Below are 24,103 nucleotides of genomic sequence, written 5' to 3'. Positions count from 1 at the left end.
GATTCCCCATGTTTGAGCGCCTTATCCAATTTGCCATTGAGCAGCGCATTATCGTGCTGCTGGCGGTGCTGTTGATGGCCGGTGTCGGCATCGCCAGCTATCAGAAGTTGCCCATCGACGCGGTGCCCGACATCACCAATGTGCAGGTGCAGATCAACTCGGCGGCAGCCGGGTTTTCGCCGCTGGAAACCGAACAGCGCATTACCTTTCCGATCGAAACCGCCATGGCCGGGTTGCCCGGCTTGCAGCAGACGCGTTCGTTGTCGCGCTCCGGCTTGTCCCAGGTCACGGTGATCTTCAAAGACGGCACCGACCTGTTCTTTGCCCGCCAATTGGTCAACGAGCGCTTGCAAGTGGCCCGCGAACAATTGCCCACCGGCATCGAGACGGCGATGGGGCCGATTTCCACCGGGCTTGGGGAAATTTTCCTATGGACCGTCGAAGCTGAAGACGGCGCACTCAAGGACGATGGCACGCCTTACACGCCGACCGACCTGCGGGTGATCCAGGACTGGATCATCAAGCCGCAACTGCGCAACGTACCGGGCGTGGCCGAAATCAACACCATCGGCGGCTTTGCCAAGGAGTACCAGATCGCCCCGGACCCCAAGCGTCTAGCGGCCTACAACCTGACGTTGACCGATTTGGTCACTTCGCTTGAGCGTAACAACGCCAACGTCGGCGCCGGTTACATCGAGCGCAGCGGCGAGCAACTGTTGATTCGCGCTCCGGGGCAAGTGGCGTCCATCGACGACATCGCCAACATCGTCATCACCACCTCGGACGGCACGCCAATTCGCGTGCGCAATGTGGCGCAGGTCGAAATCGGCCGTGAGCTGCGTACTGGCGCCGCCACGGAGAATGGCCGTGAAGTGGTGCTGGGCACGGTGTTTATGTTGATCGGTGAAAACAGCCGCACCGTGTCCCAGGCGGTGGCGAAAAAACTTGAAGAGATCAACCGTTCACTGCCCCAGGGTGTGGTCGCCGTGACCGTCTACGACCGCACTAACCTGGTGGAAAAAGCCATTGCCACCGTGAAGAAAAACCTCTTCGAAGGTGCGCTGCTGGTGGTCGCGGTGCTGTTCCTGTTCCTGGGCAATATCCGCGCGGCGTTGATTACTGCGATGGTGATCCCGCTGGCGATGCTGTTCACGTTTACCGGGATGTTCACCCACAAAGTCAGCGCCAACCTGATGAGTCTTGGCGCGTTGGACTTCGGCATTATTGTCGACGGCGCGGTGGTGATCGTCGAAAACGCCATCCGCCGACTGGCCCCTGCGCAGCAGCGCCACGGCCGCCTGTTGACTCGCAGTGAGCGCCTGCACGAGGTATTCGCGGCCGCCAAGGAAGCGCGACGAGCCCTGATCTACGGGCAACTGATCATCATGGTCGTGTACCTGCCGATTTTCGCGCTCACCGGCGTGGCCGGGAAGATGTTCCATCCCATGGCGTTTACCGTCGTGATTGCGCTGCTCGGTGCGATGATTCTATCGGTAACCTTCGTGCCCGCCGCGATAGCGCTGTTCGTGACCGGCAAGGTCAAGGAAGAGGAAAACTTGGTAATGCGCACGGCGCGTCGGGTTTATGCGCCGGTGTTGGACGGGGTGATGAAGCGCCGTGCACTGGTGTTTGGTTTGGCGGTGTTGACCATCGTCGCCTCAGGAGCAGTGGCCAGCCGCATGGGCAGTGAATTTATCCCTAGCCTCAGCGAGGGCGACTTTGCCCAACAGGCGTTGCGCGTACCCGGCACCAGCCTGACGCAGTCGGTGCAAATGCAGCAGCAACTGGAAAAAACCTTGATGGCGCAGGTGCCGGAAATCGAGCGGGTCTTTGCGCGTACCGGCACTGCGGAAATCGCTTCGGACCCGATGCCGCCGAATATTTCCGACAGCTATGTGATGCTCAAACCCAAAGAGCAATGGCCGGATCCGAAGAAGTCCCGCGAGGCGCTGATCGAAGACATCCAGCGCGCCAGTGCGATTGTGCCGGGCAGTGCGTATGAACTGTCGCAACCGATCCAGCTGCGTTTTAACGAGCTGATTTCCGGGGTGCGCAGTGACGTGGCGGTGAAAGTATTTGGTGACGACATGGCGGTGCTCAACAAGACCGCTGGGGAAATCGCCGAGACCTTGCAGAAACTTGAGGGTGCCTCGGAAGTGAAGGTGGAGCAGACCTCCGGGCTGCCGGTGCTGACCATCAATATCGACCGCGACAAGGCCGCGCGTTTCGGCTTGAACGTGGGCGATGTGCAGGACACCATTGCCGTCGCGGTCGGTGGGCGCCAGGCCGGTACGTTGTACGAAGGTGACCGCCGCTTCGACATGGTTGTGCGTTTGTCCGACGCGTTGCGCACCGATATCGACGGCTTGTCGCGACTGTTGATTCCGGTGCCGGCGCTCGCCAGTAACGCTTCGGGGCAGCTGGGCTTTATCGCCTTGTCCCAGGTCGCCAGTTTGGATTTGGTACTCGGCCCGAACCAGATCAGCCGTGAGAACGGCAAGCGTCTGGTGATCGTCAGCGCCAACGTACGCGGGCGTGATATCGGTTCGTTCGTTGAAGAGGCCGAGACGGCTATCAGCACGCAAGTGAAGGTGCCAGCGGGTTACTGGACCACATGGGGCGGGCAGTTCGAACAGTTGAAGGAAGCGTCCGAGCGTTTGCGCATCGTGGTGCCGGTGGCGTTGCTGTTGGTGTTTGGCCTGCTGTTCATGATGTTCAACAACCTCAAGGATGGCCTGCTGGTGTTTACCGGGATTCCGTTCGCGTTGACCGGTGGGATTATGGCGTTGTGGCTGCGTGATATTCCGTTGTCGATTTCGGCGGGCGTGGGCTTTATCGCGCTGTCGGGGGTAGCGGTGCTTAACGGGCTGGTGATGATCGCCTTCATCCGTAACCTGCGTGAGGAAGGGCGTTCATTATCGGTGGCGATCAATGAAGGGGCATTGACGCGGTTGCGGCCGGTGTTGATGACCGCGTTGGTGGCGTCCCTGGGGTTTATCCCGATGGCCTTGGCCACTGGCACCGGGGCCGAAGTACAACGTCCGTTGGCGACGGTGGTGATCGGCGGGATTATTTCTTCTACGCTGCTGACCTTGCTGGTGCTGCCGGCGTTGTATCAGTGGGCGCACCGCAAGGAGGAATGACGCGGGTGTGGTGTGCAGGCTTGTTGGGTGGCATGGACTGTCTGTGGCGAGCGGGGATGTTGTGGCAAGCCCGCTCGCCATAACAATCGGGCTCACCCTAGAGGCGGGTTAGACTTGAGGAAACACCAGGCGAAACAAGGTAAAGCCACCCGGCAAGCTGCGCACGTCCGTTTGCCCCTGGTGCAAGGTCATGATCGATCGCACGATGGCCAGTCCCAGGCCGGTACCGCCTTCGGTGCGCGCGCGGCTGCTGTCGACACGGTAGAAACGTTCGAACAGGTGCGGCAGGTGTTGCGCTTCAATCCCCGGGCCAGGGTTGCTGACAGACAACGACACGCTGTTGCCGTAAGCCTCCACCAACAACGAGATATGCGCGCCTGATGGGCTATGTCGGATCGCATTGGACAACAGGTTTGAGAGCGCGCGTTGAATCATCAGGCGATCGCCGTGTACCTGGGCCTCGCCGCTGAGGGTCAGGTTCAGTTGTTTGTCTTCGGCACTCAGGGCGAACAAGTCCATCACCCGGTTCGCCTCCGCCGCCAGCGATACGGCGGTAAACGAAGCCCGCGCCGCCGGGTGACTGACCTGGGCCAGGAACAGCATGTCGGAGACGATGCGCGCCAGGCGCTCCAGCTCTTCGGTGTTGGATTCCAGCACCGCTTTGTATTCCTCTGGCGGGCGTTGGCGCGACAGCGTTACCTGGGCCTTGCCCATCAGGTTGGTCAGCGGCGCGCGTAATTCATGGGCGAGGTCATCGGAGAATTGCGACAGCTGCTGCACTCCGGCGTCCAGGCGATTGAGCATCACGTTGAAGCCTTGTGCCAACTCGCCCAGCTCGTGGGGAAGGTTGTCGACGGACAATCGATGGGTCAGGTCCTGGGTGGTGACTTTGGCCGCCACATGGCTGAACTGTTTCAATGGCGCCAGACCACGCTGTACCAGCCACCAGGCCCCCATGCCGATCAGGATCAGCAACATGGGCAAGGCGATCACTGTGGCGCGCAGGTAGGCGCTGAGCAACGCTTGGTCGTCCATGCGGTCCAGGGACAGTAACACGCGTACGCGCTCGCCGCTGGCCAGGCGCATCAGGCTGGAAGCGCTGAGCACTTGGTTGCCATTGCTGTCGGCCCAGTTGAGGTAACCGAGGATTTCTCGCGGCGTGAAGTCTGTCAGCAATGGTTCCTGCGGTTTGGCCCCAGCGCTCAATAGCACGCTGTCATCGGGGGCGGTGCCGACGATGGTCAGGTAGAAGTTGTCGTGGCCGATCACCAAGTCCATCAGCGAATGCGGGCGGGCGCGGATGCCATTGGCGTTCAGGCCCTGAGACAGGCTGTGCTGAATCTGTTCCATTTTGCTTTCCAGGCCCTTGCGCGCCAATTTTTCCAGCTCGTGCGTCAAGGCCAGGTAGGCCAGGGTGGCCAGTAACAGCACCAGGCCGGCGCCCATCAGGCTGACCGTCAGCCCCAGACGCATCGACAAACTGCTGGTTTTCATTGCCGCGCCTCCAGCACATAACCCACGCCGCGAATGGTGTGGATAAGTTTGACCTCGCTCTGGTCATCGACCTTGGCGCGCAGGCGGCTGATGGAGACTTCCACCACGTTGGTGTCGCAGTCGAAATTCATGTCCCATACCAGCGAGATAATCTGCGTACGCGTCAGCACCTCGCCGGTCTGGCGCATCAGTACCTGCAGCAACGCGAACTCCTTGGTGGTCAAGTCGATGCGCCGTGTGCCGCGGTAGGCGCGGTGGCGGCGGGGGTCCAGTTCCAGGTCCAATACGCGGAATACATCCGGCTGCGGGATATGCTCGCTACGCCGCAACAGCGTGCGCACGCGCGCCAGCAACTCGGGAAACTCGAAGGGTTTGACTAAGTAATCGTCGGCGCCCATGTCCAGGCCTTTGATTTTGTCGGCCAGCCGGCCACGGGCGGTCAGCATCATCACGCGTTGGCTGCCGTTGCGGCGCAATTGCTCCAGCACTTCCCAGCCATCCTTGCCCGGGAGGTTGACGTCGAGGATGACCAACTCGTAGGCGTGCTGCGCTGCCAGGTGCAGGCCGTCGATGCCGTTGGACGCGCAGTCGACCACGTAGCCACTTTCATTCAGGCCTTGCTGCAGGTAGTCGGCAGTTTTTTGCTCGTCCTCAACCACAAGGATACGCATTGGGATTTACCTTTTACTGAAAGAGAAGGGTTCCATTTCCTTATGGATGGGGTGTTTTGGGAGTAGGAAAATTCTGAAGTGTGAAGTAGCTTCAGGGTCAACTGCGACCATTGGTCGCGACTAAGTCGCTGCGCAAAAAAAACGCCCCAGAGGGGCGTTAAAAATTCATCTCTTTCCAAAGGAGCTACAAAAAAAGCTTCTGAGATGAATGTTGCTCGGTGCAAATAAGTTGAGGTGAGTATAGGAAGTTCAACTTAACGGGAAGCTGAGGCTAATATTACAGTTTTGATAGTTATCAATTTGTGAACAAATGTTAGTTAACGGCGAGCGAATGTAAGCGTCCGCGTTGATGATTGCTCAGAGTGCCAGCAGTGGGTATTCGGCAATCAAGCGAACCTCTTCCAAGTCCGACTCAAACGCACTGGAACGCACGGTGGCCTGGCGCAAACGCAGCGACAAGTCCTTCAAACTGCCACTTTGCAGCACATATTTGGCCTCGATATCACGCTCCCAGCGGCGTTGATCGGTCAGCGGGTTGCCTGCCGAGTCACGACGCATATACACCGCGTTGGCATTGCTGTAGTCGGCGCCGGTGCCTTTTGCGTAACGGGTCATAAATGACAGGCCGGGAATGCCGAACGCCTGCATATCCAGGTCGTAACGTGCCATCCACGAACGTTCTTTGGGCGAGTTGAAGTCGCTGTACTGGATCGAGTTGTTGAGGAAAATCGAGTCCGACTGGCGCAGGTAATCGAAGTCGTCATCGCCGTTGTTGCGCTGGTGCGACACGGCCACGCTGTGGGCGCCGACCTTTACCCCGAGCCGGGCGCTCCAGATGTTGTTATCAAATTTACCGAGCAGCTTTTTACCTTCGTCTACGGCCTTGTAATAGTTGACGTCACCGAACAAAGACACGTCGTCGTTCAGTGGGTAACTGGCGGCGCTGCCGACGTAATATTGGTCCCAGGCGTCCTTCAAGCGGCTGCTGTACAGGCTAACACTCAGGTGTTTGTTGACGGTGTAGTCACCGCCGAAATAGCCGATCCAGGGCGAGTCGACCTTGCCTGCATAGAAGGTCGAAAAGCCCTTGTTCATGCCGCTTTCGCTTGGCTGGCTCATACCGCTCAGGCGTCCGCCCTGAAGGCTCAGGCCTTCAAAACTGGTGTTGTGTGCGGTGACGCCACGAAAACTTTCCGGCAATAACCGCGAGTCGCCGGCGGCCACCACCGGGGTGGCGGGGAATACGTCGCCAGCCTTGATGACGGTATCCAGCACGCGCAATTTCGCTGCGCCGCCGAATTTACTGTAGCTGCTTTCAGGGTGATTATTGCTGTCCACCGGCAATACACCAAACGAGCCCTTGCCGCCGCTGCGGCCTGTGCCCGAGTCGAGTTTAAGGCCATACATGGCAAACGCTTCCAGGCCGAACCCAACCGTACCTTGGGTAAAGCCGGATTCGAATTTGCCGATCAAACCCTGTGCCCAGGCCTCGGAATAGCCATTCCCGGTGGGGCTGGACTGGCCCTTGCGGTCATCTCGGTTGAAGTAAAAATTGCGCGCCAGCACGTTTACGCTGCTGCCTTCGATAAAACCTTCGGGCTTGTCCTCAACCGCCCCGGCGGCCAGGGGCAGCGCAGCAATCAAGAAAAAGGGAAGGGTGTAGTAAGCAATGCTCATGTTTCGCTCCTAGGTGTTGGCAGTTTTCAGCTTCTTATAGAGGTGGGCGTTCTTATTGATCTGGCCCGGGCTGATAGTTGCAAACCGCGGATAACGAACGGGTGGCGTGAACATTACAATTCTGGAAACTTACGGCCACCTAACAGATAAGTAATGTTGCAGTGAACATGGCGACAGGCTTGGTTGATTAGTCTCGTTACTGAACTTTTCAAGCGAGGAACCTGTTATGAACTTTTATAAAATTGGCTTGGGTGTATTCACGGCAGTCTTGTCATTCGGTGCGTTGGCCGAAGGTGGGGGGGATCGCACCTTTGCCCTGATGATGGAGCGCAATGAGAAAGCCATGGCGGCCTACGCCGAAAGAAAGGGCAAGCCGGTGCCTGAGGTACAGGCCTACCGCTATGGCATGACGCTGGACATTGCCAAGGTGGTCAACGTCACACCGCCGATCCGCTCGTGCAATGCAGTGCCATCGCGCATGACCTATGAAGACTCCAGCGGCAAGCTCAATACGCTTGAGTATCAAGTGATGGGCATCTGCCGACACAACGGTGGTTGATGGGGCCAAAAAACAGTTGGGGGCGGCGCAAAAAAGCGCTTCAGAAAACGCCGGCAGCGCCGATGCAGGTGAGAATCCTCTCCCAATATGACCATCGGTGCCTCATGTTCAACACCCGTTTGAAGCAGGAGCTGTCGGCTCTTCGTGAAGAGTTGTCCAGCTTGCAGCAGGTCAAGGAGAGCCTGGAAAGCGAAATGCTGTGCCTGACGCTGGACGCTGAAGGCCGGGTGGCGTGGGCGAACGTCAACTTCCTGCAAGAACTGTCGTACCAGGCTACAAACATACTGGGGCGCCATATTGATGAGTTGGTGCCCGCCTATCTGCGTCAGGACGAATTCCAGCTGCGCTTCAAGAATGCCCTGGTACGCGGTGAACACTTCGCCGGCGCCGTGCGCCTGATGCGTGGCAACGGCAAGGAGGCGTGGCTGCGCTCGATCCTACAGCCGGTGCGCGACTCTGACGGGCGCATCAAACATTTTTCGATTTTTTCCAGCGACCTCACTCGCACCATCGAGGCGTCGCGCGAGCACGAGAACCTGATCACCGCGCTGGTGCGTTCCACCGCGGTCATCGAGTTCGACCTCGGCGGGCATGTGCTCACCGCCAATGACCGATTCCTGAGCGGCATGGGCTACAGCCTGGCGCAAATCCAGGGCAAACATCACCGTATGTTCTGCGAGCCGCAGGAATACAACAGCCCGGAGTATCAGCACTTCTGGAAACGTTTGAATGCCGGTGAGATCGTTGCCGCGCGCTTTAAGCGGGTCGACAGCCATGGCCGTGTCGTGTGGTTGGAGGCGACCTATAACCCGGTGCTGGATGCCAATGAACGGTTGTACAAAGTCGTCAAGTTCGCCACGGTGATCACCGATCAAGTTAATCAAGAGCAAGCGGTGGCCGAGGCCGCCAACATCGCCTACAGCACCTCGCTGCAAACCGACAACAGCGCTCAGCGCGGTACCGCTGTGGTGACGCAGGCGGTGGATGTCATGCGTGATCTGGCCAAGCACATGCAACAGGCCGGTGATGGCATCGAGGCGCTGAACCAGCAATCACAAGTGATCGGCACCATCGTCAAGACCATCAGCGGCATTGCCGAGCAAACCAACCTGCTGGCGCTCAACGCGGCCATCGAAGCGGCGCGCGCCGGCGAGCAGGGTCGAGGCTTTGCGGTGGTGGCTGATGAAGTTCGTCAGTTGGCCTCGCGTACCAGCAAGGCCACCGAGGAAATCGTCGGCGTGGTGCGTCAGAACCAAGACATGGCCCGTGACGCAGTGTCCTTGATGACCGAGGGGCGCCTGCAAGCCGAGCAAGGTTTGGCGCTGGCCGCCGAGGCGGGCACGGTGATCGTGGAAATCCAGGACGGTGCGCAAAAAGTGGTTAGCGCGGTCGGGCAGTTTGCCAATCAGCTGTCGAGCTGACCCGCAGGGCTTGTGCTTGAGGTATCGTAGGTTTTTTCTTGCTTGAAGAGCCGACCTTCCATGAGCCCGACCCACCGTCGCCCCGTTCCGTTGTCCAAGGCCTACCGTTTGCTCAATCACGGGCCGACCGTATTGGTGAGCGCGGCCCACGGCGGCAAGCGCAATATCATGGCCGCTGCCTGGGCCATGCCGCTGGATTTCGAACCGCCGAAAGTTGCCGTCGTGCTGGACAAGGCCACTTGGACCCGCCAACTGCTGGAAGGCGCCGGCACCTTCGTGCTTCAGGTGCCTTGCGTGGCCCAGGCCGATCTGGTGCAGACCGTCGGCAACATCAGTGGCGCAGACACCGACAAATTCGCCGCCTGCGGCCTGCAGGTGTTCAGCGGTGAACACACCGAAGCGCCGCTGCTGGAAGGTTGCGTGGCGTGGCTGGAATGCCGCCTGCTGCCCGAGCCGCACAACCAGCAGACCTACGATTTATTCCTCGGCGAAGTCGTCGCCGCCTATGCCGACGAGCGCGTGTTCAGCGAAGGGCACTGGCACTTTGAGGGCCATGATGAGCTGCGCACCTTGCACCATATCGCCGGCGGCAATTTCCTCAGCATCGGCGAGCCCATTGTTGGGCGTCAGCTGTAAGCCTTACCCGCGTACGTCTACCCGCCAGCAGATCGGCGGGGCGTTGGGGTGGACGCGGGAATTACCTTGATGGGCGCGGTGTTGGTGTTGCGCCTCAAGCAAAACGGGCTCAAGCCGAGTTCGATAGTGGAAACGACATAGAGTCAATGTGGGAGCAAGCCCGCTCCCACCTGTTGATTGCATTTCACATCAGGTAATCAGCGCCCGAGCATCTTCACCCAACGCGACGGCGGCATGCCGTAGGTGCTGCGAAATTGTCGGGTCATATGGCTCTGGTCGGTAAAACCCGCAGTCAGTGCCGCGTCCACCAACGATTGGCCTTGGGCCAGCAGGCTGCGCACCAAGTCCAAGCGGCGCATGGTCAGGTAGCGATAGGGGCTGGTGCCGAACAACAACCGAAAATCCCGCGACAATGCCCAGCGATCGCGCCCGCAGTGGTCGGCTATTTCATCCAGGGTGATGCTGCGGCCCAAGGCGCTGTGGATAAATTCTCGGGCGCGCTCGGCAGCGACGTAGTCGAAGGATTTACGGCTGATGATTACGCCCGATGCCTCGCTCAATGCCTGGGCCAGGTCGTACAGCGCGTCCTGTTCCTGCATCGGATCAATCGGGCAATCCAGGCTTTGCAGCAGCACTTCGCTGGCGCGAAACAGTCGTGGGTCAGTCGATAACCCGTTGTGGATAAACGGTAATGGCCTGCCGCCGAGAATCTGTTGGACCAGCGCCGGCTCCACATAAATCATGCGGTACTTGAAGCCTTCCACACTGCTGGCGCGGCCGTCATGGCATTCATCCGGGTGAATCACCATGGTGGTGCCGGGTAAGCTGTGGGTCATGCAGCCGCGGTAGTGATAACTCTGCACGCCGAACAGCGTGCGCCCGATGGCGTAGGTGTCGTGGCGATGCGGGTCGAACGCAAAGCCTGCAAAGTACGCTTCGATACGGTCCAGGCCGCTGGCGTGCGGGGCGCGGTGCAGCCAATCGAGGGTAGAAGTGGGTTGGCCCATGGTGACTGGTCACAAGTAGAGGTGGAAATACGTTAACTCAGTCTGGCGCGGGTTGTCTGCCGAGGTCTTGTACGATCGTGCGTGTATTGAATGAAGCCTTTTATAAGGATTGTATTGATTTGCGTTAAAAAATGATTGTTTTACGATAAGTTATCTATTATTTTGCACGATCACTCACTTACCGAGGTTGTTTATGAATACCCAACGTCTGGCCCAACTCAGCCAGCGCATGTCGCTGCTTACCCTCTTGCTGATTGTCGTTATGCTGGTGCTCAACACTGCCGTGTGGCTGTTTCCGGTGCTGGGTTCTTCCGCCGATGGTCTGGGGTTTGGCTTTGCCTTGAGTGACCGTCTGATCGAGGCGCACGCCGCTAAAGTTGCGCTGTTCCCGTGGTGGCAGACAGCGGGTGGCATTGTGCTTTCCAGTATCCCATTGATGGCGTTGGCGTCAGGCTTGAACCATCTGCGCCAACTGTTTCGCAAATACGCTCGGGGTGAGTACTTTTCCAGTGCTGCGGCGCAGCACTTGGGCAAAGTTGGGCGAGCTGTTGCGTTATGGGTGCTGCTGGACTTTTTATGCGAGCCGTTGCTCAGTGTCTGGGTCACGATGAATGAGCCGGTTGGCCAGCGATTGATTACGCTGAGTGTCACCGCGCCAAGCTTCGTTGCGTTGTTTCTCGCTGCCTGTATCGCAGTAATCGCGCGTATCCTGTGGCAGGCCAGTGAAGTGGATTCTGAAAACCGCACTTTTGTTTGAGATCGAAATGCCCATTGTGATTGAACTGGACGTTATGCTTGCCCGGCGCAAGGTCAAATCAAAAGACCTGGCGGCCGCCATAGGGATTACCGAACAGAACCTGTCGTTGCTCAAACAAGGCAAGGTCAAGGGCATACGGCTGGGCACGCTGGATGCCATCTGTACTTACCTGGACTGCCAGCCCGGTGACCTGTTGGTGCACACGCCTGAGCCTGCGGCCGAATAGGGTTAACCACTGACGAAGAGGGATCGCTCCATGCCGTTCTCCGACCTGCCGTATGCCGCGCCGTTGCTGTCGCTGGGGCTGCTTTGGGCTGTCGCGGTGGTGACGCCGGGGCCGAACTTCTTCAACACTGCTCAACTGGCGGCGAGTTGCTCGCGTCGTCATGGTGTGGTGGCGTCCGCCGGGGTGGCCACGGGCACGGTGATATGGGGGCTGGCAGGCGGCTTGGGCATCAAGTCGCTGTTCACCGCCGCGCCCATGCTCTATCTGGCCTTCAAGATCATCGGCGGCTGCTACCTGATCTACCTGGGGCTGAAACTGTTCAAGCGTTCGGCTCCCATTAATCAGGCGGCATTGCCTGAGGAGCCTCAGCGTTCGCTGTTCTCTGCCTGGCGCTTCGGTTTGCTGGGCAACTTGTCCAACCCCAAGGCCGCACTGTTCGTCGCCACGGCCTTCGCCTCGACCATGCCGCCCTCACCGTCGCCGACGTTGTTGGCGCTGGCGGTCATCACCATGGCCACCTTGTCGTTCAGCTGGTACACCAGCGTAGCGCTGGTGTTTTCCAGCCAGCGCATGGCCAACCTTTACAGCCGTTCACGCAAGTGGCTCGACCGGTTTGCCGGTGGGTGCTACCTGTTGTTTGGCGCACATCTGGTAGCGAATCGCTGACCGCTCATGGTAAGAAGCCTTACTTTCAACAGTGAGGCCGAGTCATGAGCAAGGTGCGGGTAGGTATTATTTTTGGTGGCCGTTCGGCCGAGCACGAAGTCTCGCTGCAATCGGCGCGCAATATCGTTGATGCACTGGACCGTTCGCGCTTCGAGCCCGTGCTGATCGGCATCGACAAGGCTGGTCACTGGCACCTCAACGACACCTCGAACTTCCTGATCAACCAGGAAAACCCGGCGCTGATCGCCCTCAATCAATCCAACCGCGAACTGGCAGTGGTGCCGGGCAAGGCCAGCCAGCAAGTGGTGGAAACCTCGGGGCAGGGCTTGCTGCAACACATCGATGTAATCTTCCCTATCGTCCACGGCACCCTCGGTGAAGACGGCTGCCTGCAAGGCCTACTGCGCATGGCCGACCTGCCTTTCGTCGGCTCCGACGTACTCGGCTCGGCCGTGTGCATGGACAAGGACATCAGCAAACGCCTGCTGCGCGATGCCGGCATTGCCGTCACCCCGTTCATGACCCTGACCCGTGGCAACGCTGCGCGCACCTCCTTTGAGACTGCGGCGAACAAGCTTGGCTTGCCGATGTTCGTCAAACCCGCCAACCAAGGCTCCTCGGTGGGCGTGAGCAAAGTCGCCGACGCTGCCGAGTACCACACTGCCGTCGAGCTGGCCTTGGGCTTTGATGAAAAAGTGTTGGTGGAATCCGCCGTTCAAGGCCGCGAAATCGAATGCGCCGTGCTCGGCAACGACCACCCCATCGCCAGCGGCTGCGGCGAGATCGTGGTGAGTAGCGGCTTCTATTCCTACGACAGCAAATACATCGACGCCCAGGCTGCCCAAGTAGTGGTACCGGCTGATATCAGCGTCGAAGCCAGCGAGGAAATTCGTCGCCTGGCCATCGAAGCGTTTGAGGTGCTGGGTTGTGCCGGGTTGGCGCGGGTCGACGTGTTCCTCACCGACGACGGTGAAGTGCTGATCAATGAAATCAACTCACTGCCCGGTTTCACCCGTATCAGCATGTACCCTAAGCTGTGGCAGGCGGCGGGGATGAGCTACAGCGAGTTGGTGAGCCGGTTGATTGAGCTGGCGCTGGAGCGGCATGCGGGGCGTAAAGGACTGAAGATCAGCCGCTGACATTACTCGGGGTAAGTGCGAACTCACAGGGGCGGTGTGTTTTCAGGCTTCTCGGGCAATCCACGAATAGATCAACGTCTTTGCCTCTTCAGGGTTATGAGTCCTCCTGCGGTAGCTGGCGAAGGTCGGTGAGGTGCAATAAGTGCACACCTCACTTACCTCGATCTGCTCACGCTTGACCCCGGCCGCTTGCAACAGCATCAACCCGTAACCCGTCAGGTCGAACCACGCGCTTCCCGTCTGCCTCGCGTGAGGCGGTGCAATCTGCGCTGGCAGTCGTGGCGCCGGTTGCTCGAAGCGCCATGGCGCCTGCCCGTCACGCCACAAGTGGCCTTGGTCCGCCTGAAACTGCGCAATAAATTCCTCGCTTACCTCATAGCAGCACGGCTTGATCGACGGCCCAATAGCCACCTGCAAGTGGTCGGCGGCGAACCCTTCGGCAGCGAAGCGCTTTAGGGCGTTGGCGATGATTGCGCGTTGCAACCCTTTCCAGCCGCCATGCACGGCGGCAACCATTTCGCCGCTGTTCGAGGCGATAAGAATGGGCAGGCAATCGGCGGTAATCACTGCAATCGGCTGATGCTTGCGTGTGAACACGCCATTGGCCTCAACGGTATTGGCCACCTGATCCGCCTGCCATTCAATCACCGACGCACTGTGCACCTGCTTGCAGATGAACACTTCTTCCGGGCGCAGCGGGTCATCGATCAAACAAAAACCATGGTCGACGCCGGGAATGGCGCCGAGATTATTTGCCTGTTGCAAGGGCATCTCTCCACTCAATAAAGTCAGTCGCCGACTGCTTCGCCTTCACGTCGAGGGTCCGCGCCGCCGCTCAGCGACACCTTGCCCTGGGCATCGCGCGTGCGAACGATGGCCTGGACGCCGCTGGTCATATCGATTTCGCTCAACGCGTGGCCCTTGTCCTTCAGCGCCTGTTTCAGCCCTGGGCTGAACAAGCCTGCTTCCAACTCGGTAGCGCCGTTGCGGCTGCCGAAGTTAGGCAGGCTGATGGCCGCTTGCGGGTCGAGGTTCCAGTCGAGCAGCGCCACCAGGGACTTGCTCACATATTCGATGATCTGCGAGCCGCCCGGTGAGCCCACCGTAGCCAGTAACTCGCCGCTCTTGCGGTCGAACACCAACGTCGGAGCCATGGACGAGCGTGGGCGTTTGCCGGGCTCGACGCGGTTGGCCACCGGCTGACCGTTTTCTTCAGGGATGAACGAGAAGTCGGTCATCTGGTTGTTGAGCAAAAAGCCCTGGACCATCACATGCGAACCGAACGCCGCTTCCACCGTGGTGGTCATCGAGACGGCGCCGCCCAGGTCATCCACCGCCACCACTTGCGAGGTGGAGATGCGCAACGGCGAGCGATCCGGCGCGTATGCCACTTGGATACCCGCAGGCGTGCCCGGTTTGGCGATGCCCATGCTGCGTTCGCCGATCAGCGCGGCGCGCTTGGCCAGGTAGTCCGGGGCGACAAGGCCTGCGGTCGGCACTGGCACGAAGTCGGCGTCGGCCACGTACAAACCACGGTCCGCGAACGCCAGGCGACCCGCTTCGGCGAGCAGGTGCACGGCTTCAGGTGTGGGCTCAAGGCCGGCAGGCGATGCGCTTTTCACCGGTTTCATAGGGGCGATAGCCAGGCGCGGGTCGCGGTTTTCCAACGCTTGCAATGTGCCGAGGATCTGCGCGATTGCAATCCCGCCCGACGACGGCGGTGGCATGCCGCACACCTTATACTGCTTGTAGTCGGTGCACAGCGGTGTGCGCTCCTTGGCGGTGTAGGCCTTGAGGTCGGCTGGCGACAGGCTGCCCGGATTGCGGTTGCCCTGGACCTTACGTGCGATCTCATCAGCAATCGGCCCGTGATACAGCGCGTCCGGTCCTTCCTTGGCGATGCGCTTGAACACAGCGGCCAGCGCCGGGTTTTTCAAGCGTGTGCCGATGGCTTTAGGCGTGCCATCGGCATTCAGAAAATAGGCCGCCATTTCGGGGGATTGCGCGATGTAGCGGTCGGCTGCGATCAGCGCGTGCAGGCGCGGGGAAATCGCGAACCCTTGCTCTGAGAGACGAATCGCCGGTTCAAACAGTTTGGCCCATTGCAGGTGCCCGGTCTTCTTGTGCGCCATTTCCAGCGCACGCAACACCCCTGGCGTGCCCACTGAACGCCCGCCAATCTGCGCCTCGGGAAACGCCATTGGCGTGCCGTCGGCTTTTAGAAACAAGCGCTCAGTCGCGCCGGCGGGCGCGGTTTCGCGGCCATCATACGCGTGCACGGTTTTGCCGTCCCACAACAGGATGAACGCGCCGCCGCCGATGCCGGAAGACTGCGGCTCCACCAGCGTCAGCACGGCCTGCATCGCAATTGCCGCGTCAATGGCCGAGCCGCCTTGGCGCAGCATCTCGCGCCCGGCTTCGGCGGCCAGCGGGTTGGCGGCGGCGGCCATATGGCGCGTGGCGTGGCGGGTGGTGAGGTCGGTGCGATAACCTGAACCCAACTCCGGCGCTGGCGGTTGTTCATTGACGGGGGCTTGACAGCCGACCAGAGCGAGGGCTGTGGCAATCACTGACAGTTGACGGCGGGTAATCGAAAACACGCGCTGAACTCCGTTCATTTTGAGAATGATCTGTTGTCCTTGGGGACTGCTTTTTACAGGTGAATCACGCCTTGCAGGTAGAGCACCGCATGGCCCGAGATGATCACTCGGTCGCCCTTTAGTTCGCAATGCAGTTGCCCACGGCGCTTGCCGCCTTGTTCAGCGGTCAATTGCGACCTGCCCAAACGATCGGCCCAGAAAGGTGCCAGCGAGGTGTGCGCAGAGCCCGTGACCGGGTCTTCATTGACGCCCACGTTGGGGCCGAACCAGCGCGAAACAAAATCAAACCGGGTGCTTTTGGCCGTCACCGCGATCCCGCGCTTGGGCAGGCCTTTGAGGCGCGCGAAGTCGGGTGTCAGGGCGGCGATTTGAGCTTCGTCATCGACCAACACGATGTAGTCATCGGTGGCAAACACCTCGGCGTGCTCAATCCCCAATGCACTCAACATCCCGCTGGGCGGCTCGCAGCGCTGGGGCTGTTTGGCCGGGAAGTCCATCGCCAGTTCGTCGCCATTACGCGTCACGCGAAGCTCGCCGCTGCGGGTGGCAAAGCGCAACACTTCAGGTGCATCCGGCAGTTGATGAATCAGCACCCACGCCGCTGCGAGCGTGGCATGGCCGCACAGGTCCACTTCGACTTCCGGCGTGAACCAGCGCAACTCATAAAAATCGCCACGGGGGACGAAGTAGACGGTTTCGGAGAGGTTGTTTTCAGCGGCAATATTTTGCAGTTGTTCGTCGGGCAGCCACTCGGTCAGCGGGCAGACCGCCGCCGGGTTGCCGCCGAACGGTTGTTGGCTGAAAGCATCGACTTGATAGATGTCCAATTTCATCCGGGGCACTCCGTGTAGAGGAGGCTGGACACTAACAGTGGCTCAGGGAGGCGTCAAAACACAGATACGCAGTTTTTTTTGCGCGCAAACACCTGGGGTTGCTCAACCCAGGCGCAACAGCATCGCCCCGGCGGCAATGACACATGCGGCAACGATACGAATACGCTGAGGCTCATGAGGCGTGGCCTGCACTGTTGATCAGCGACGTCAGCACAGGGTCCGCCCACACGCCATTAATCTTCAGATAGGCACGCGCTTCACCCTCACGCTCAAACCCCAGCCGTTTCAGCAGGCGTGCGCTGCGTTGATTTTCAGGGCGGTAATTGGCCATGATTCGATGCAGTTTCATGGTATCGAACACATACGCAATCGCGGCTTTCAACGCTTCGTGCATCAGCCCGTGGCCCTGCGCCGATTCGTCGAGCGCGTAGCCCAAGTGACACGCTTCAAATGCACCGCGCACGACGTTGGTGAAGTTACAGACGCCGATGATATGGCCGTCGCGCAGTATCAACAGATGCAACGCTTCGCCGCTGGCAGTTTTCTCGGCCAGGGTTTCGAGGCGTTGGGTGATGGCCTCGAGTGCAAAGAACTCTTCGCCGCGCGTGGGTTCCCAGGGTTGAAGGTAAGCCCGGTTTCGCAGCAGATACGTTTGCAGGGCGCCAGCGTGAGACGGGCGAGCGGCTTGCAGCGACAGCCGTTCGGTGGTGATGCCGTGGGTGGGGAAGTGAGGGCTCACGTATCGCCTCCTTGTGGTTGGGGGCGAGTATGCCTCAGGGCTTTTCTTCAGGCATAAAAAAACGGCCTACCTTTCGGTAAGCCGTTTTTAGTACTTGGTGGCTACACAGGGACTTGAACCCCGGACCCCAGCATTATGAATGCTATGCTCTAACCAACTGAGCTATGTAGCCAAGTGGCGCGCATTATTCGCGTAGAACGGGAATGCGTCAAGCGTTTATTTTTAATTTTTATCTACGCTTTCAACTGTTTAACCGAAAATGCCGGGTCCGGCGACGAGTGGCTCGTGGATTTTCACGTCTCTAGGCTACACAAAAAACGCCTGTGGGAGCGGGCTTGACTGCGATTGCGGTGGGCCAGCCGATGATGAGGTTGAATGTGCCGCCGTCATCGCAGGCAAGCCCGCTCTTACATTTGATCGGTGTTAAGTGTTACTGCGCGCGTGGTTGCGGATGATCGCAGCAGTCGAGGCGTTGGCTGAGGTACTGCGGATCAGGGGGAGAGGTAGAGTTGGGTATCTTCAACGCTGAGGTTTTCGTTGACGACGAGGCAATCGGGCAGTTGGCGATCCAGTTGCCGCGCATGCGCAGGTGTAATTCGGTTGGGCAGATATCCCTGCCGCCCAACGATTACCCTTTAGAGAGCCTTACGGTTGCGACGGGTTATGCGTGACGCGCTTGAGGTGCTCACGTGCCCGTGACAGGCGTGAGCGAACGGTGCCGATGGGGATGTCCAATACGTCGGCGGTGTCCTGGTAGCTGCCGTCGGTCTCCAGTGAGGCGTACAGCGTCTTGCGCATTTCTGTCGGCAGATGGTCGATGGCTGTTAGGGTTTTTTCCAGTCGGCGGTTGATCTCAAATTCCCAATCCAGGTTGTTGTTTTCCTCTTGGCCATGCCAAAGCGATTCATCGAATTCGCAATGCACCGGTTTGGCATACAGGCGTCGGAAGTGGTTGCGCACCAGGTTTTGCGCAATGCCGCACATCCAGGTGCTGAGGCTTGCCTGACCACTGAAGCGCTCCCGGTTGCGCCAGGCCTCCAGGTACGTCAATTGCAGGATGTCGTCCGCATCTTCTGGGTTGAGTACGCGCTTGTGGATGAAGCGTCGAAGTTTTTTTTGTTGGTCATCCGTCAGGTGATGCATGAATTGAGGCGAGCTGCCAACAAGGTGCGCTAAAGCTTCAATTGAGAGAGTCATGATTTTTCCTCAGGGTAGGCATTATCGAAATGGCTTCGATGCGAACCCCTTTTGCACTGGCTGTGCCAACGAAAAAAATCTCTCAATAGATTGATTTATATAGATAAATATATTTAGGCTAGGGTTTTTTGCGCAGTAATTTGCAAAATGCGCCGATGATTTGTGCCGGTATTTTCAAACGTGCCGAAAGTCGAGTTTTGATGGAACCGTATCGGCAGGCCTCGCCACATAGGGACACACTCTTCCCTTCTTGGCATGCTTATGAAAGTCGAATCCCCTAAAGATGCGCCCTCTACCCTGCGCCTGGATCAATCCGCCGCTGCGCCTGTTTCTACGCCCGCGCCTGAGAAGGTCAATGAGCTTGCTCGGCTCTTTGACCAAGAAGTGGTTGTTGATAACCGAGCCCAATGGGCGAAGTCGATACACGTCCCTCCACCCGAGCGGCTTGCACAACTGTATGAACAGTTGGGTCATCCGGCTCAGGAGTCCTTGGCCGCTATTTCCCGGCGGTTCAGACAGCAGTTGCCGTACCATCCCAATGTCGACAAGTTGCTGGAGCTTGCCGAGGGTGACCCTGCGCGTGCATTTGTGGTGCTCAAGCATCTGGAGGCCCATGCCAACAGTGAAGGGCGTCTATCCGAAGCCACCATGGCACGGGAGGCTGTTGCTCTACTGACGGTCGGTTCCAAAGGGGAAATCCAGGCAGGTCTTACATTCGCCATGGCGTTGCTGGAGGCGGGTGGCGATCCGCAAGAGCGCCAGGCCCTGCGTGCTCTTTACTACTCCAGTGTGGCCACGCGCCAATCCCTGGTGACGATGATGCAGGCCCTGCTGGGTGTATACGGTGTCGATACGTTTTCCGACCGGCTCAGCAGCATGCGTAAAGCTTTGGCTGACGATATCGCGGTACTGGTTTCGTCAATGACCACGCCCCGATTGCGCACCTTGTTGCTGGCCCTGCAAAGCTGTGGGCAGTTGAGCACCGTGTTGGCCGGTTGCCAGGCGTTGAACGAGCGCCTGGGCATAGACTACGACGCGGTAAGCCTACTGCAGCGCTTGCTGGGGTACGCTGGCAGCGGTATCGACGCCAGCGAAATCCTGCGGCTTGGGCATGATCTGGGCAGTGGTCTGAACACGCGGCAAGTGGTGCTCCTCAACGCGCTATACCCCCTGATTCGGGAATTGCCGTTGGCCTTGTGGCCCGACAGTCGAGTACGCCAGGGGGCCCTGGACAGCTTTCTGGCGGTGATGGGCGAACTGGACCGGATTGAGCGCGGCCCCCAACAGTTCGTCGGTGGCCTGGGGACGTTGGCGTGACTGCACTGTCGGCCATCAACAACGTCTTGCTCAAAGTGGCACAACGTGCCGAAGTGCTGGGCGCGGTGGTGGTGCTGGGCATTGTGTTTATCTTTATCGTGCCGCTGCCCACCTGGCTGGTGGATATTCTGATTGCGGTCAACATCTGCATATCGTGTCTGTTGATCGTGCTGGCGCTGTATTTGCCAGGCCCCCTGGCGTTTTCGTCGTTTCCATCGATTTTGCTGCTGACCACCATGTTTCGCCTGGCGCTGTCGATCGCCACTACGCGTCTGATCCTGCTGGAGCAAGACGCTGGCGACATCGTCGACGCCTTCGGCAATTTCGTGGTGGGCGGCAACCTGGCGGTGGGGATGGTGATCTTCCTGATCCTGACCCTGGTCAACTTCCTGGTCATCACCAAGGGCTCGGAACGGGTTGCCGAAGTCGCAGCGCGGTTCAGCCTGGACGCGATGCCGGGTAAACAGATGTCCATCGACAGTGACCTGCGTGCGGGCCTGATCGACGGCATGCAAGCGCGCGAAAAGCGCGAGCAATTATCCCGCGAGAGCCAATTGTTCGGCGCCATGGACGGGGCCATGAAGTTCGTCAAGGGCGACGCCGTCGCCGGTTTGATTATCGTCGTGGTCAACCTGTTGGGTGGTTTCACCACCGGCATGTTTCAACACGACTTGAGCGCTGCCGAGTCGATACGATTGTATTCGGTACTGACCATCGGCGATGGTTTGATTGCGCAGATTCCTGCGCTGCTGATCTCCCTGACTGCCGGCATGATCATTACCCGTGTGGCGCCGGATGCGCGCAGGGGTATCACTAATATGGGCGCGGAAATCGCCCGGCAAATGACCAGTGAGCCCAAGAGCTGGATGATTGCATCGGTAGGGATGCTCGCGTTTGCAATCGTGCCCGGCATGCCCACGTTGGTTTTTATTCTGCTCTCGGCGGTAACTGGCTCCCTGGGTTATTACTTGATGCGTCAGCGTCAGCAAGCGGAAAAGCCTGCTGATGAGGCAGCCGAAGCCGTCCGGCCCGAAGAGAACGGGGAAGAGGACTTGCGCGGGTTCGATCCCTCGCGGCCTTACCTGTTGCAATTTCACCCCGCCTTGCGCGGGACACCTGAGGTTACGGATCTTATTCACGGAATCCGTCAGGCACGAAATGCGCTCGTCGCCAATATCGGTCTCACATTGCCGCCGTTTGAAGTCGAACTCGATGAATCGCTGGCCACCGATGAAATGCGTTTTTGCGTGCATGAAGTACCGATGATCAAGGCTTCGGTTGTCACCCACCTGGCCGTTGAGCGTAAGTCGCTGACGGTTGAACCTGAGCACGCTGTACCGGGGCTTGCTGAACGTGATGAACAGGACTGGCTCTGGCTGGCGCCTGATGATCCTCTGCTTGATGACCCGCAACTGGAGCGCTTTAGCGCCACGAGCCTGATCATCGAACGTATGAGGCAGGCGATGATGCTCAGCGGGCCGCAGTTCCTGGGCATTCAGGAAAGCAAGGCGATCCTCGGTTGGCTTGAGCACAACCAGTCAGAACTGGTGCAGGAGCTACAGCGCATCATGCCGCTCTCGCGGTTTTCAGCGGTGTTGCAACGCTTGGCCAGTGAAGGTGTACCGCTGCGTGCCGTGCGGCTGATTGTGGAGTCGCTGATCGAGTACGGCCAGCATGAGCGTGAACCCGATGCCCTCGCCGACTATGCACGCATTGCCCTCAAAGCGCAGATCTTCCACCAGTACAGTGAGAGCGATGGCCTGCATGCCTGGTTGCTGTCGCCGCATACCGAGAACATCTTGCGCGAAGCGTTGCGCCAGACCCAGACCGGCGTGTTCTTTGCACTGGATAACGAAAGCAGCGCGGCATTGATCAACCTCCTCAACCAGGCCTTTACCTTACGTGCCAAGAGCAAGAGCGTGATGTTGGTGGCGCAGGACCTGCGTAGCCCGTTGCGTACCTTGCTGCTGGAAGAGTTCAACCATGTGCCGGTGCTGTCCTTTGCTGAGTTGGGAAGCACGTCCAAGGTGAAAGTATTGGGGCGCTTCGATCTTGGTCAAGATGAGCTGATGCGTGGTGCCGCGGCATGAATCTTCAGCCAGGTTCAACGCTCGGGAGGGCTCGATAATGTTTGAGTTACGGGTGCTCAATGGTCTGAACCAAGGGGCTGCATTGCCGCTGTTTGGTGAGCAGTGGAGCATCGGTGCTCACCCTGATGCTGACCTGATGCTGAATGATCCGGGCATCGCCGAGCATCACGCGCGGTTACGACTGATCGACTCAAACTGGTCAGTGCAGGCCGAGGCCGGGCTGCTGCACGGCGATGAGGGGCAAGTGCTGGCGCAGATCGCGAGCCTGGCACTGAACGTACCGTTTTCAGTCGGGGCTATCCGGCTGTGTGTCACCTTGGCCGATCAACCGTGGCCTGAAATACCCGCCCCAACGCCACCGCCGCGCACTCCTGACGCGCCGCGCACGCTGCAGTTATCGTCGATCTCGCACGCGCAGCAAAAACGACTGATCAGTGTAGTGCTGGTGGTTGCAATCATCGTCGCAGTGGTGGGCATAGCCTCTACGGTGGAGCGTGGGCCCCAGGCCTCGTTAAGGCCTCCCGTGGTAGCCAAACACGAGCTGGCCACGCCGTTTGAAGTGCGCCAGCAGTTGGTGAAGATGCTCAATGAGCGTGAGTTGAGCCAACGGGTCAGCTTGCAGGTGATCAATGGGCAAGTCGCGCTCAACGGCGACGTTTCCCAGGACGATGTGGAGTTGGTGTCGCGCATGCTTAGCCGTTTTGGTGAGCTGTTTGACAGTGCTGTGCCGGTGATTAGTCGCGTACGTGTACGCGATGGAGCACTGCCGTTCAAGATTGTTCAAATCGTCGGCGGGCCCAATGGCCATGTCGTACTGGAAGAGGGCAGCCGGGTGTTCGTCGGTGATGAAGTGGACGGTTTGCGCCTGGTGCTGATCGACAATAGCAAGGTGGTTTTCGATGGCGCGCAGCGTTACGAGGTGCGTTGGTGAACGCGCAAATTCAGGCGCGTCTTGAGGCCTGGCAGGAGCGCCAGACGCAGTCGCTGGCCAACCTGATGCCGGTGACCATGCGCGGGCGCGTCCAACGCGTCAACGGCATGCTGTTGCAGTGCCGATTGCCCAGCGCGCGTATCGGTGACTTGTGCCAGGTTGAAAAGTCTGCCGACGAATACATGCTGGCTGAGATCATCGGGTTCGATCAGCAGGATGCCGTACTCAGTGCCTTGGGTAACCTGGAAGGGATACGTGTGGGCGCCAGCGTGCAGCGCCTGGGGGTGTCGCATCGGGTACGGGTCAGTGATCAATTGCTGGGCCAGGTGCTGGATGGCTTTGGGCGGCCGATTACCGGCGTTGGCCCCAGCGCCTTCGTCGAGACCGACGGCCCGGATGCGAGCATGGTGCTGTGTGAAGCGCCGTTGCCGACCGAGCGGCCGAGGATCAATCGGGCCTTGGCGACGGGCGTGCGCTCGATCGATGGTTTGCTGACGCTTGGCGAGGGCCAGCGTGTGGGCCTGTTCGCCGGTGCCGGGTGCGGCAAGACCACTTTGCTGGCAGAGATTGCCCGTAACGTCGAGTGCGATGTGATTGTGTTTGGCCTGATCGGCGAGCGTGGTCGAGAGCTGCGGGAATTTCTCGACCATGAGTTGGACGATCAATTGCGGGCCAAGGCCGTGCTGGTGTGCGCGACGTCCGACCGTTCGAGTATGGAGCGCGCCCGCGCAGCGTTTACCGCCACGGCGCTGGCTGAGGGCTATCGGCGCAAGGGCAAACGGGTGTTGCTGCTGATCGACTCCTTGACGCGTTTTGCCCGTGCTCAGCGAGAGATCGGCCTGGCGGCCGGTGAGCCCCTGGGCCGTGGCGGCTTGCCGCCTTCGGTGTACAGCTTGTTGCCGCGTTTGGTGGAGCGCGCCGGGTTGACCCGCGACGGCGTTTTCCCCGCGACCTCCCCGTTCCTGATCGAACAGGCTTCGGTGTGTTACCCCGTGCGTGC

The 24,103-nt window shown here is 59.4% G+C and carries 21 protein-coding genes, 1 tRNA gene and 1 pseudogene; 13 read left to right on the top strand and 10 right to left on the bottom strand.

Annotation, left to right across the window (positions count from 1 at the left end; translation table 11 throughout):
- Positions 1–8 precede the first annotated feature (8 nt).
- Positions 9–3,143: a CusA/CzcA family heavy metal efflux RND transporter gene (locus E0F99_RS16670; RefSeq protein ID WP_083360291.1), complete on the top strand. Its 3,135-nt coding sequence runs from the start codon at positions 9–11 to the stop codon at positions 3,141–3,143.
- Between the two features lie 108 nt (positions 3,144–3,251).
- Here the strand turns inward: E0F99_RS16670 and E0F99_RS16665 are convergent, their stop codons facing one another.
- The 3 genes from E0F99_RS16665 to E0F99_RS16655 form a co-directional block, all read right to left on the bottom strand.
- Positions 3,252–4,637, bottom strand: coding sequence for a heavy metal sensor histidine kinase (locus tag E0F99_RS16665; protein WP_083360290.1), 1,386 nt, complete (start codon positions 4,635–4,637; stop codon positions 3,252–3,254).
- Positions 4,634–5,308 (bottom strand): heavy metal response regulator transcription factor, encoded by a 675-nt coding sequence (locus E0F99_RS16660; RefSeq protein WP_083360289.1) that lies wholly within the window; start codon positions 5,306–5,308, stop codon positions 4,634–4,636. The genes E0F99_RS16665 and E0F99_RS16660 overlap by 4 nt, the downstream gene beginning before the upstream one ends.
- A 357-nt stretch (positions 5,309–5,665) precedes the next feature.
- Positions 5,666–6,985 carry an OprD family porin gene (locus E0F99_RS16655; protein WP_083360288.1) on the bottom strand — a complete coding sequence of 440 codons (1,320 nt, stop codon included), beginning with the start codon at positions 6,983–6,985 and terminating at the stop codon, positions 5,666–5,668.
- Positions 6,986–7,211: 226 nt separating this feature from the next.
- On the opposite strand from E0F99_RS16655, the gene E0F99_RS16650 reads away from it, so the two are divergent.
- The 4 genes and pseudogenes from E0F99_RS16650 (at position 7,212) to E0F99_RS16640 (ending at position 9,601) form a co-directional block, all read left to right on the top strand.
- The gene (locus E0F99_RS16650) at positions 7,212–7,544 is read left to right on the top strand and encodes a DUF2790 domain-containing protein (protein ID WP_130908823.1); all 333 of its coding nucleotides are present in this window, start codon (positions 7,212–7,214) and stop codon (positions 7,542–7,544) included.
- Positions 7,544–8,425: pseudogene (locus E0F99_RS31165) on the top strand (PAS domain-containing protein); the annotation flags it as partial. The gene E0F99_RS16650 and the pseudogene E0F99_RS31165, both read left to right, overlap by 1 nt.
- A 108-nt stretch (positions 8,426–8,533) precedes the next feature.
- Complete coding sequence (locus E0F99_RS31160) at positions 8,534–8,965, top strand: methyl-accepting chemotaxis protein (RefSeq protein ID WP_408003456.1); 432 nt, start codon at positions 8,534–8,536, stop codon at positions 8,963–8,965.
- A 60-nt stretch (positions 8,966–9,025) separates the two neighbouring features.
- Complete coding sequence (locus E0F99_RS16640; RefSeq protein WP_083360286.1) at positions 9,026–9,601, top strand: flavin reductase family protein; 576 nt, start codon at positions 9,026–9,028, stop codon at positions 9,599–9,601.
- Positions 9,602–9,798: 197 nt separating this feature from the next.
- Here the strand turns inward: E0F99_RS16640 and E0F99_RS16635 are convergent, their stop codons facing one another.
- Positions 9,799–10,608 carry an AraC family transcriptional regulator gene (locus tag E0F99_RS16635; protein ID WP_083360285.1) on the bottom strand — a complete coding sequence of 270 codons (810 nt, stop codon included), beginning with the start codon at positions 10,606–10,608 and terminating at the stop codon, positions 9,799–9,801.
- A gap of 193 nt (positions 10,609–10,801) precedes the next feature.
- On the opposite strand from E0F99_RS16635, the gene E0F99_RS16630 reads away from it, so the two are divergent.
- Genes E0F99_RS16630 through ddlA form a run of 4 tightly spaced genes read left to right on the top strand, consistent with a single transcriptional unit; the run spans position 10,802 to position 13,396 of the window.
- Entirely contained in the window at positions 10,802–11,365 is a 564-nt protein-coding gene (locus E0F99_RS16630; protein ID WP_083360284.1) for a DUF2975 domain-containing protein, read from the top strand.
- Between the two features lie 7 nt (positions 11,366–11,372).
- Complete coding sequence (locus E0F99_RS16625) at positions 11,373–11,591, top strand: helix-turn-helix domain-containing protein (protein WP_083360283.1); 219 nt, start codon at positions 11,373–11,375, stop codon at positions 11,589–11,591.
- 30 nt (positions 11,592–11,621) lie between these two features.
- Positions 11,622–12,257, top strand: a complete 636-nt coding sequence (locus E0F99_RS16620; protein ID WP_083360282.1) for a LysE family transporter — start codon at positions 11,622–11,624, stop codon at positions 12,255–12,257.
- A 44-nt stretch (positions 12,258–12,301) separates the two neighbouring features.
- A complete protein-coding gene (gene ddlA / locus E0F99_RS16615; RefSeq protein ID WP_083360281.1) occupies positions 12,302–13,396 on the top strand; it encodes a D-alanine--D-alanine ligase in 1,095 nt (364 codons plus the stop codon).
- A 42-nt stretch (positions 13,397–13,438) separates the two neighbouring features.
- On the opposite strand, the gene pgeF is transcribed toward ddlA, so the two are convergent.
- The 6 genes from pgeF to E0F99_RS16585 form a co-directional block, all read right to left on the bottom strand.
- Positions 13,439–14,161: a peptidoglycan editing factor PgeF gene (pgeF, locus tag E0F99_RS16610; protein WP_083360503.1), complete on the bottom strand. Its 723-nt coding sequence runs from the start codon at positions 14,159–14,161 to the stop codon at positions 13,439–13,441.
- Between the two features lie 23 nt (positions 14,162–14,184).
- Positions 14,185–16,014 (bottom strand): gamma-glutamyltransferase, encoded by a 1,830-nt coding sequence (ggt, locus tag E0F99_RS16605; RefSeq protein ID WP_083360280.1) that lies wholly within the window; start codon positions 16,012–16,014, stop codon positions 14,185–14,187.
- A 35-nt stretch (positions 16,015–16,049) separates the two neighbouring features.
- Positions 16,050–16,829, bottom strand: a complete 780-nt coding sequence (locus E0F99_RS16600; RefSeq protein WP_083360279.1) for a PhzF family phenazine biosynthesis protein — start codon at positions 16,827–16,829, stop codon at positions 16,050–16,052.
- A gap of 172 nt (positions 16,830–17,001) precedes the next feature.
- Positions 17,002–17,568: a GNAT family N-acetyltransferase gene (locus E0F99_RS16595; RefSeq protein ID WP_083360278.1), complete on the bottom strand. Its 567-nt coding sequence runs from the start codon at positions 17,566–17,568 to the stop codon at positions 17,002–17,004.
- Positions 17,569–17,663: 95 nt separating this feature from the next.
- Positions 17,664–17,740, bottom strand: a tRNA-Met gene (locus E0F99_RS16590).
- Positions 17,741–18,213: 473 nt separating this feature from the next.
- Positions 18,214–18,765: an RNA polymerase sigma factor gene (locus E0F99_RS16585; RefSeq protein ID WP_083360277.1), complete on the bottom strand. Its 552-nt coding sequence runs from the start codon at positions 18,763–18,765 to the stop codon at positions 18,214–18,216.
- Between the two features lie 261 nt (positions 18,766–19,026).
- On the opposite strand from E0F99_RS16585, the gene E0F99_RS16580 reads away from it, so the two are divergent.
- The 4 genes from E0F99_RS16580 to E0F99_RS16565 form a co-directional block, all read left to right on the top strand.
- Complete coding sequence (locus E0F99_RS16580) at positions 19,027–20,082, top strand: TyeA family type III secretion system gatekeeper subunit (RefSeq protein WP_173667131.1); 1,056 nt, start codon at positions 19,027–19,029, stop codon at positions 20,080–20,082.
- A complete protein-coding gene (gene sctV, locus E0F99_RS16575) occupies positions 20,079–22,172 on the top strand; it encodes a type III secretion system export apparatus subunit SctV (protein ID WP_083360275.1) in 2,094 nt (697 codons plus the stop codon). Before E0F99_RS16580 ends, sctV begins: the two co-directional genes overlap by 4 nt.
- A 37-nt stretch (positions 22,173–22,209) precedes the next feature.
- Positions 22,210–23,103: an FHA domain-containing protein gene (locus tag E0F99_RS16570; RefSeq protein WP_083360274.1), complete on the top strand. Its 894-nt coding sequence runs from the start codon at positions 22,210–22,212 to the stop codon at positions 23,101–23,103.
- A partial coding sequence (locus E0F99_RS16565) for an EscN/YscN/HrcN family type III secretion system ATPase (protein ID WP_130908822.1) occupies positions 23,100–24,103 on the top strand: 1,004 nt, incomplete at its 3' end. The genes E0F99_RS16570 and E0F99_RS16565, both read left to right, overlap by 4 nt.

The sequence above is a fragment of the Pseudomonas antarctica genome, from assembly GCF_900624995.1.
GTDB classification, from domain to species: Bacteria; Pseudomonadota; Gammaproteobacteria; order Pseudomonadales; family Pseudomonadaceae; genus Aquipseudomonas; species Aquipseudomonas antarctica.
The sequence above is the reverse complement of the archived record's forward strand: the minus strand, read 5'-3'. Positions and strand labels throughout refer to the sequence as shown.

Excerpts from the sequence above, each read along its gene's own strand:
- E0F99_RS16670 (WP_083360291.1), top strand. The coding sequence starts at position 9 with ATGTTTGAGCGCCTTATCCAATTTGCCATTGAGCAGCGCATTATCGTG.
- E0F99_RS16665 (WP_083360290.1), bottom strand. The coding sequence starts at position 4,637 with ATGAAAACCAGCAGTTTGTCGATGCGTCTGGGGCTGACGGTCAGCCTG.
- E0F99_RS16660 (WP_083360289.1), bottom strand. The coding sequence starts at position 5,308 with ATGCGTATCCTTGTGGTTGAGGACGAGCAAAAAACTGCCGACTACCTG.
- E0F99_RS16655 (WP_083360288.1), bottom strand. The coding sequence starts at position 6,985 with ATGAGCATTGCTTACTACACCCTTCCCTTTTTCTTGATTGCTGCGCTG.
- E0F99_RS16650 (WP_130908823.1), top strand. The coding sequence starts at position 7,212 with ATGAACTTTTATAAAATTGGCTTGGGTGTATTCACGGCAGTCTTGTCA.
- E0F99_RS31160 (WP_408003456.1), top strand. The coding sequence starts at position 8,534 with ATGCGTGATCTGGCCAAGCACATGCAACAGGCCGGTGATGGCATCGAG.
- E0F99_RS16640 (WP_083360286.1), top strand. The coding sequence starts at position 9,026 with ATGAGCCCGACCCACCGTCGCCCCGTTCCGTTGTCCAAGGCCTACCGT.
- E0F99_RS16635 (WP_083360285.1), bottom strand. The coding sequence starts at position 10,608 with ATGGGCCAACCCACTTCTACCCTCGATTGGCTGCACCGCGCCCCGCAC.
- E0F99_RS16630 (WP_083360284.1), top strand. The coding sequence starts at position 10,802 with ATGAATACCCAACGTCTGGCCCAACTCAGCCAGCGCATGTCGCTGCTT.
- E0F99_RS16625 (WP_083360283.1), top strand. The coding sequence starts at position 11,373 with ATGCCCATTGTGATTGAACTGGACGTTATGCTTGCCCGGCGCAAGGTC.
- E0F99_RS16620 (WP_083360282.1), top strand. The coding sequence starts at position 11,622 with ATGCCGTTCTCCGACCTGCCGTATGCCGCGCCGTTGCTGTCGCTGGGG.
- ddlA (WP_083360281.1), top strand. The coding sequence starts at position 12,302 with ATGAGCAAGGTGCGGGTAGGTATTATTTTTGGTGGCCGTTCGGCCGAG.
- ggt (WP_083360280.1), bottom strand. The coding sequence starts at position 16,014 with ATGAACGGAGTTCAGCGCGTGTTTTCGATTACCCGCCGTCAACTGTCA.
- E0F99_RS16600 (WP_083360279.1), bottom strand. The coding sequence starts at position 16,829 with ATGAAATTGGACATCTATCAAGTCGATGCTTTCAGCCAACAACCGTTC.
- E0F99_RS16585 (WP_083360277.1), bottom strand. The coding sequence starts at position 18,765 with ATGACTCTCTCAATTGAAGCTTTAGCGCACCTTGTTGGCAGCTCGCCT.
- E0F99_RS16580 (WP_173667131.1), top strand. The coding sequence starts at position 19,027 with ATGAAAGTCGAATCCCCTAAAGATGCGCCCTCTACCCTGCGCCTGGAT.
- E0F99_RS16570 (WP_083360274.1), top strand. The coding sequence starts at position 22,210 with ATGTTTGAGTTACGGGTGCTCAATGGTCTGAACCAAGGGGCTGCATTG.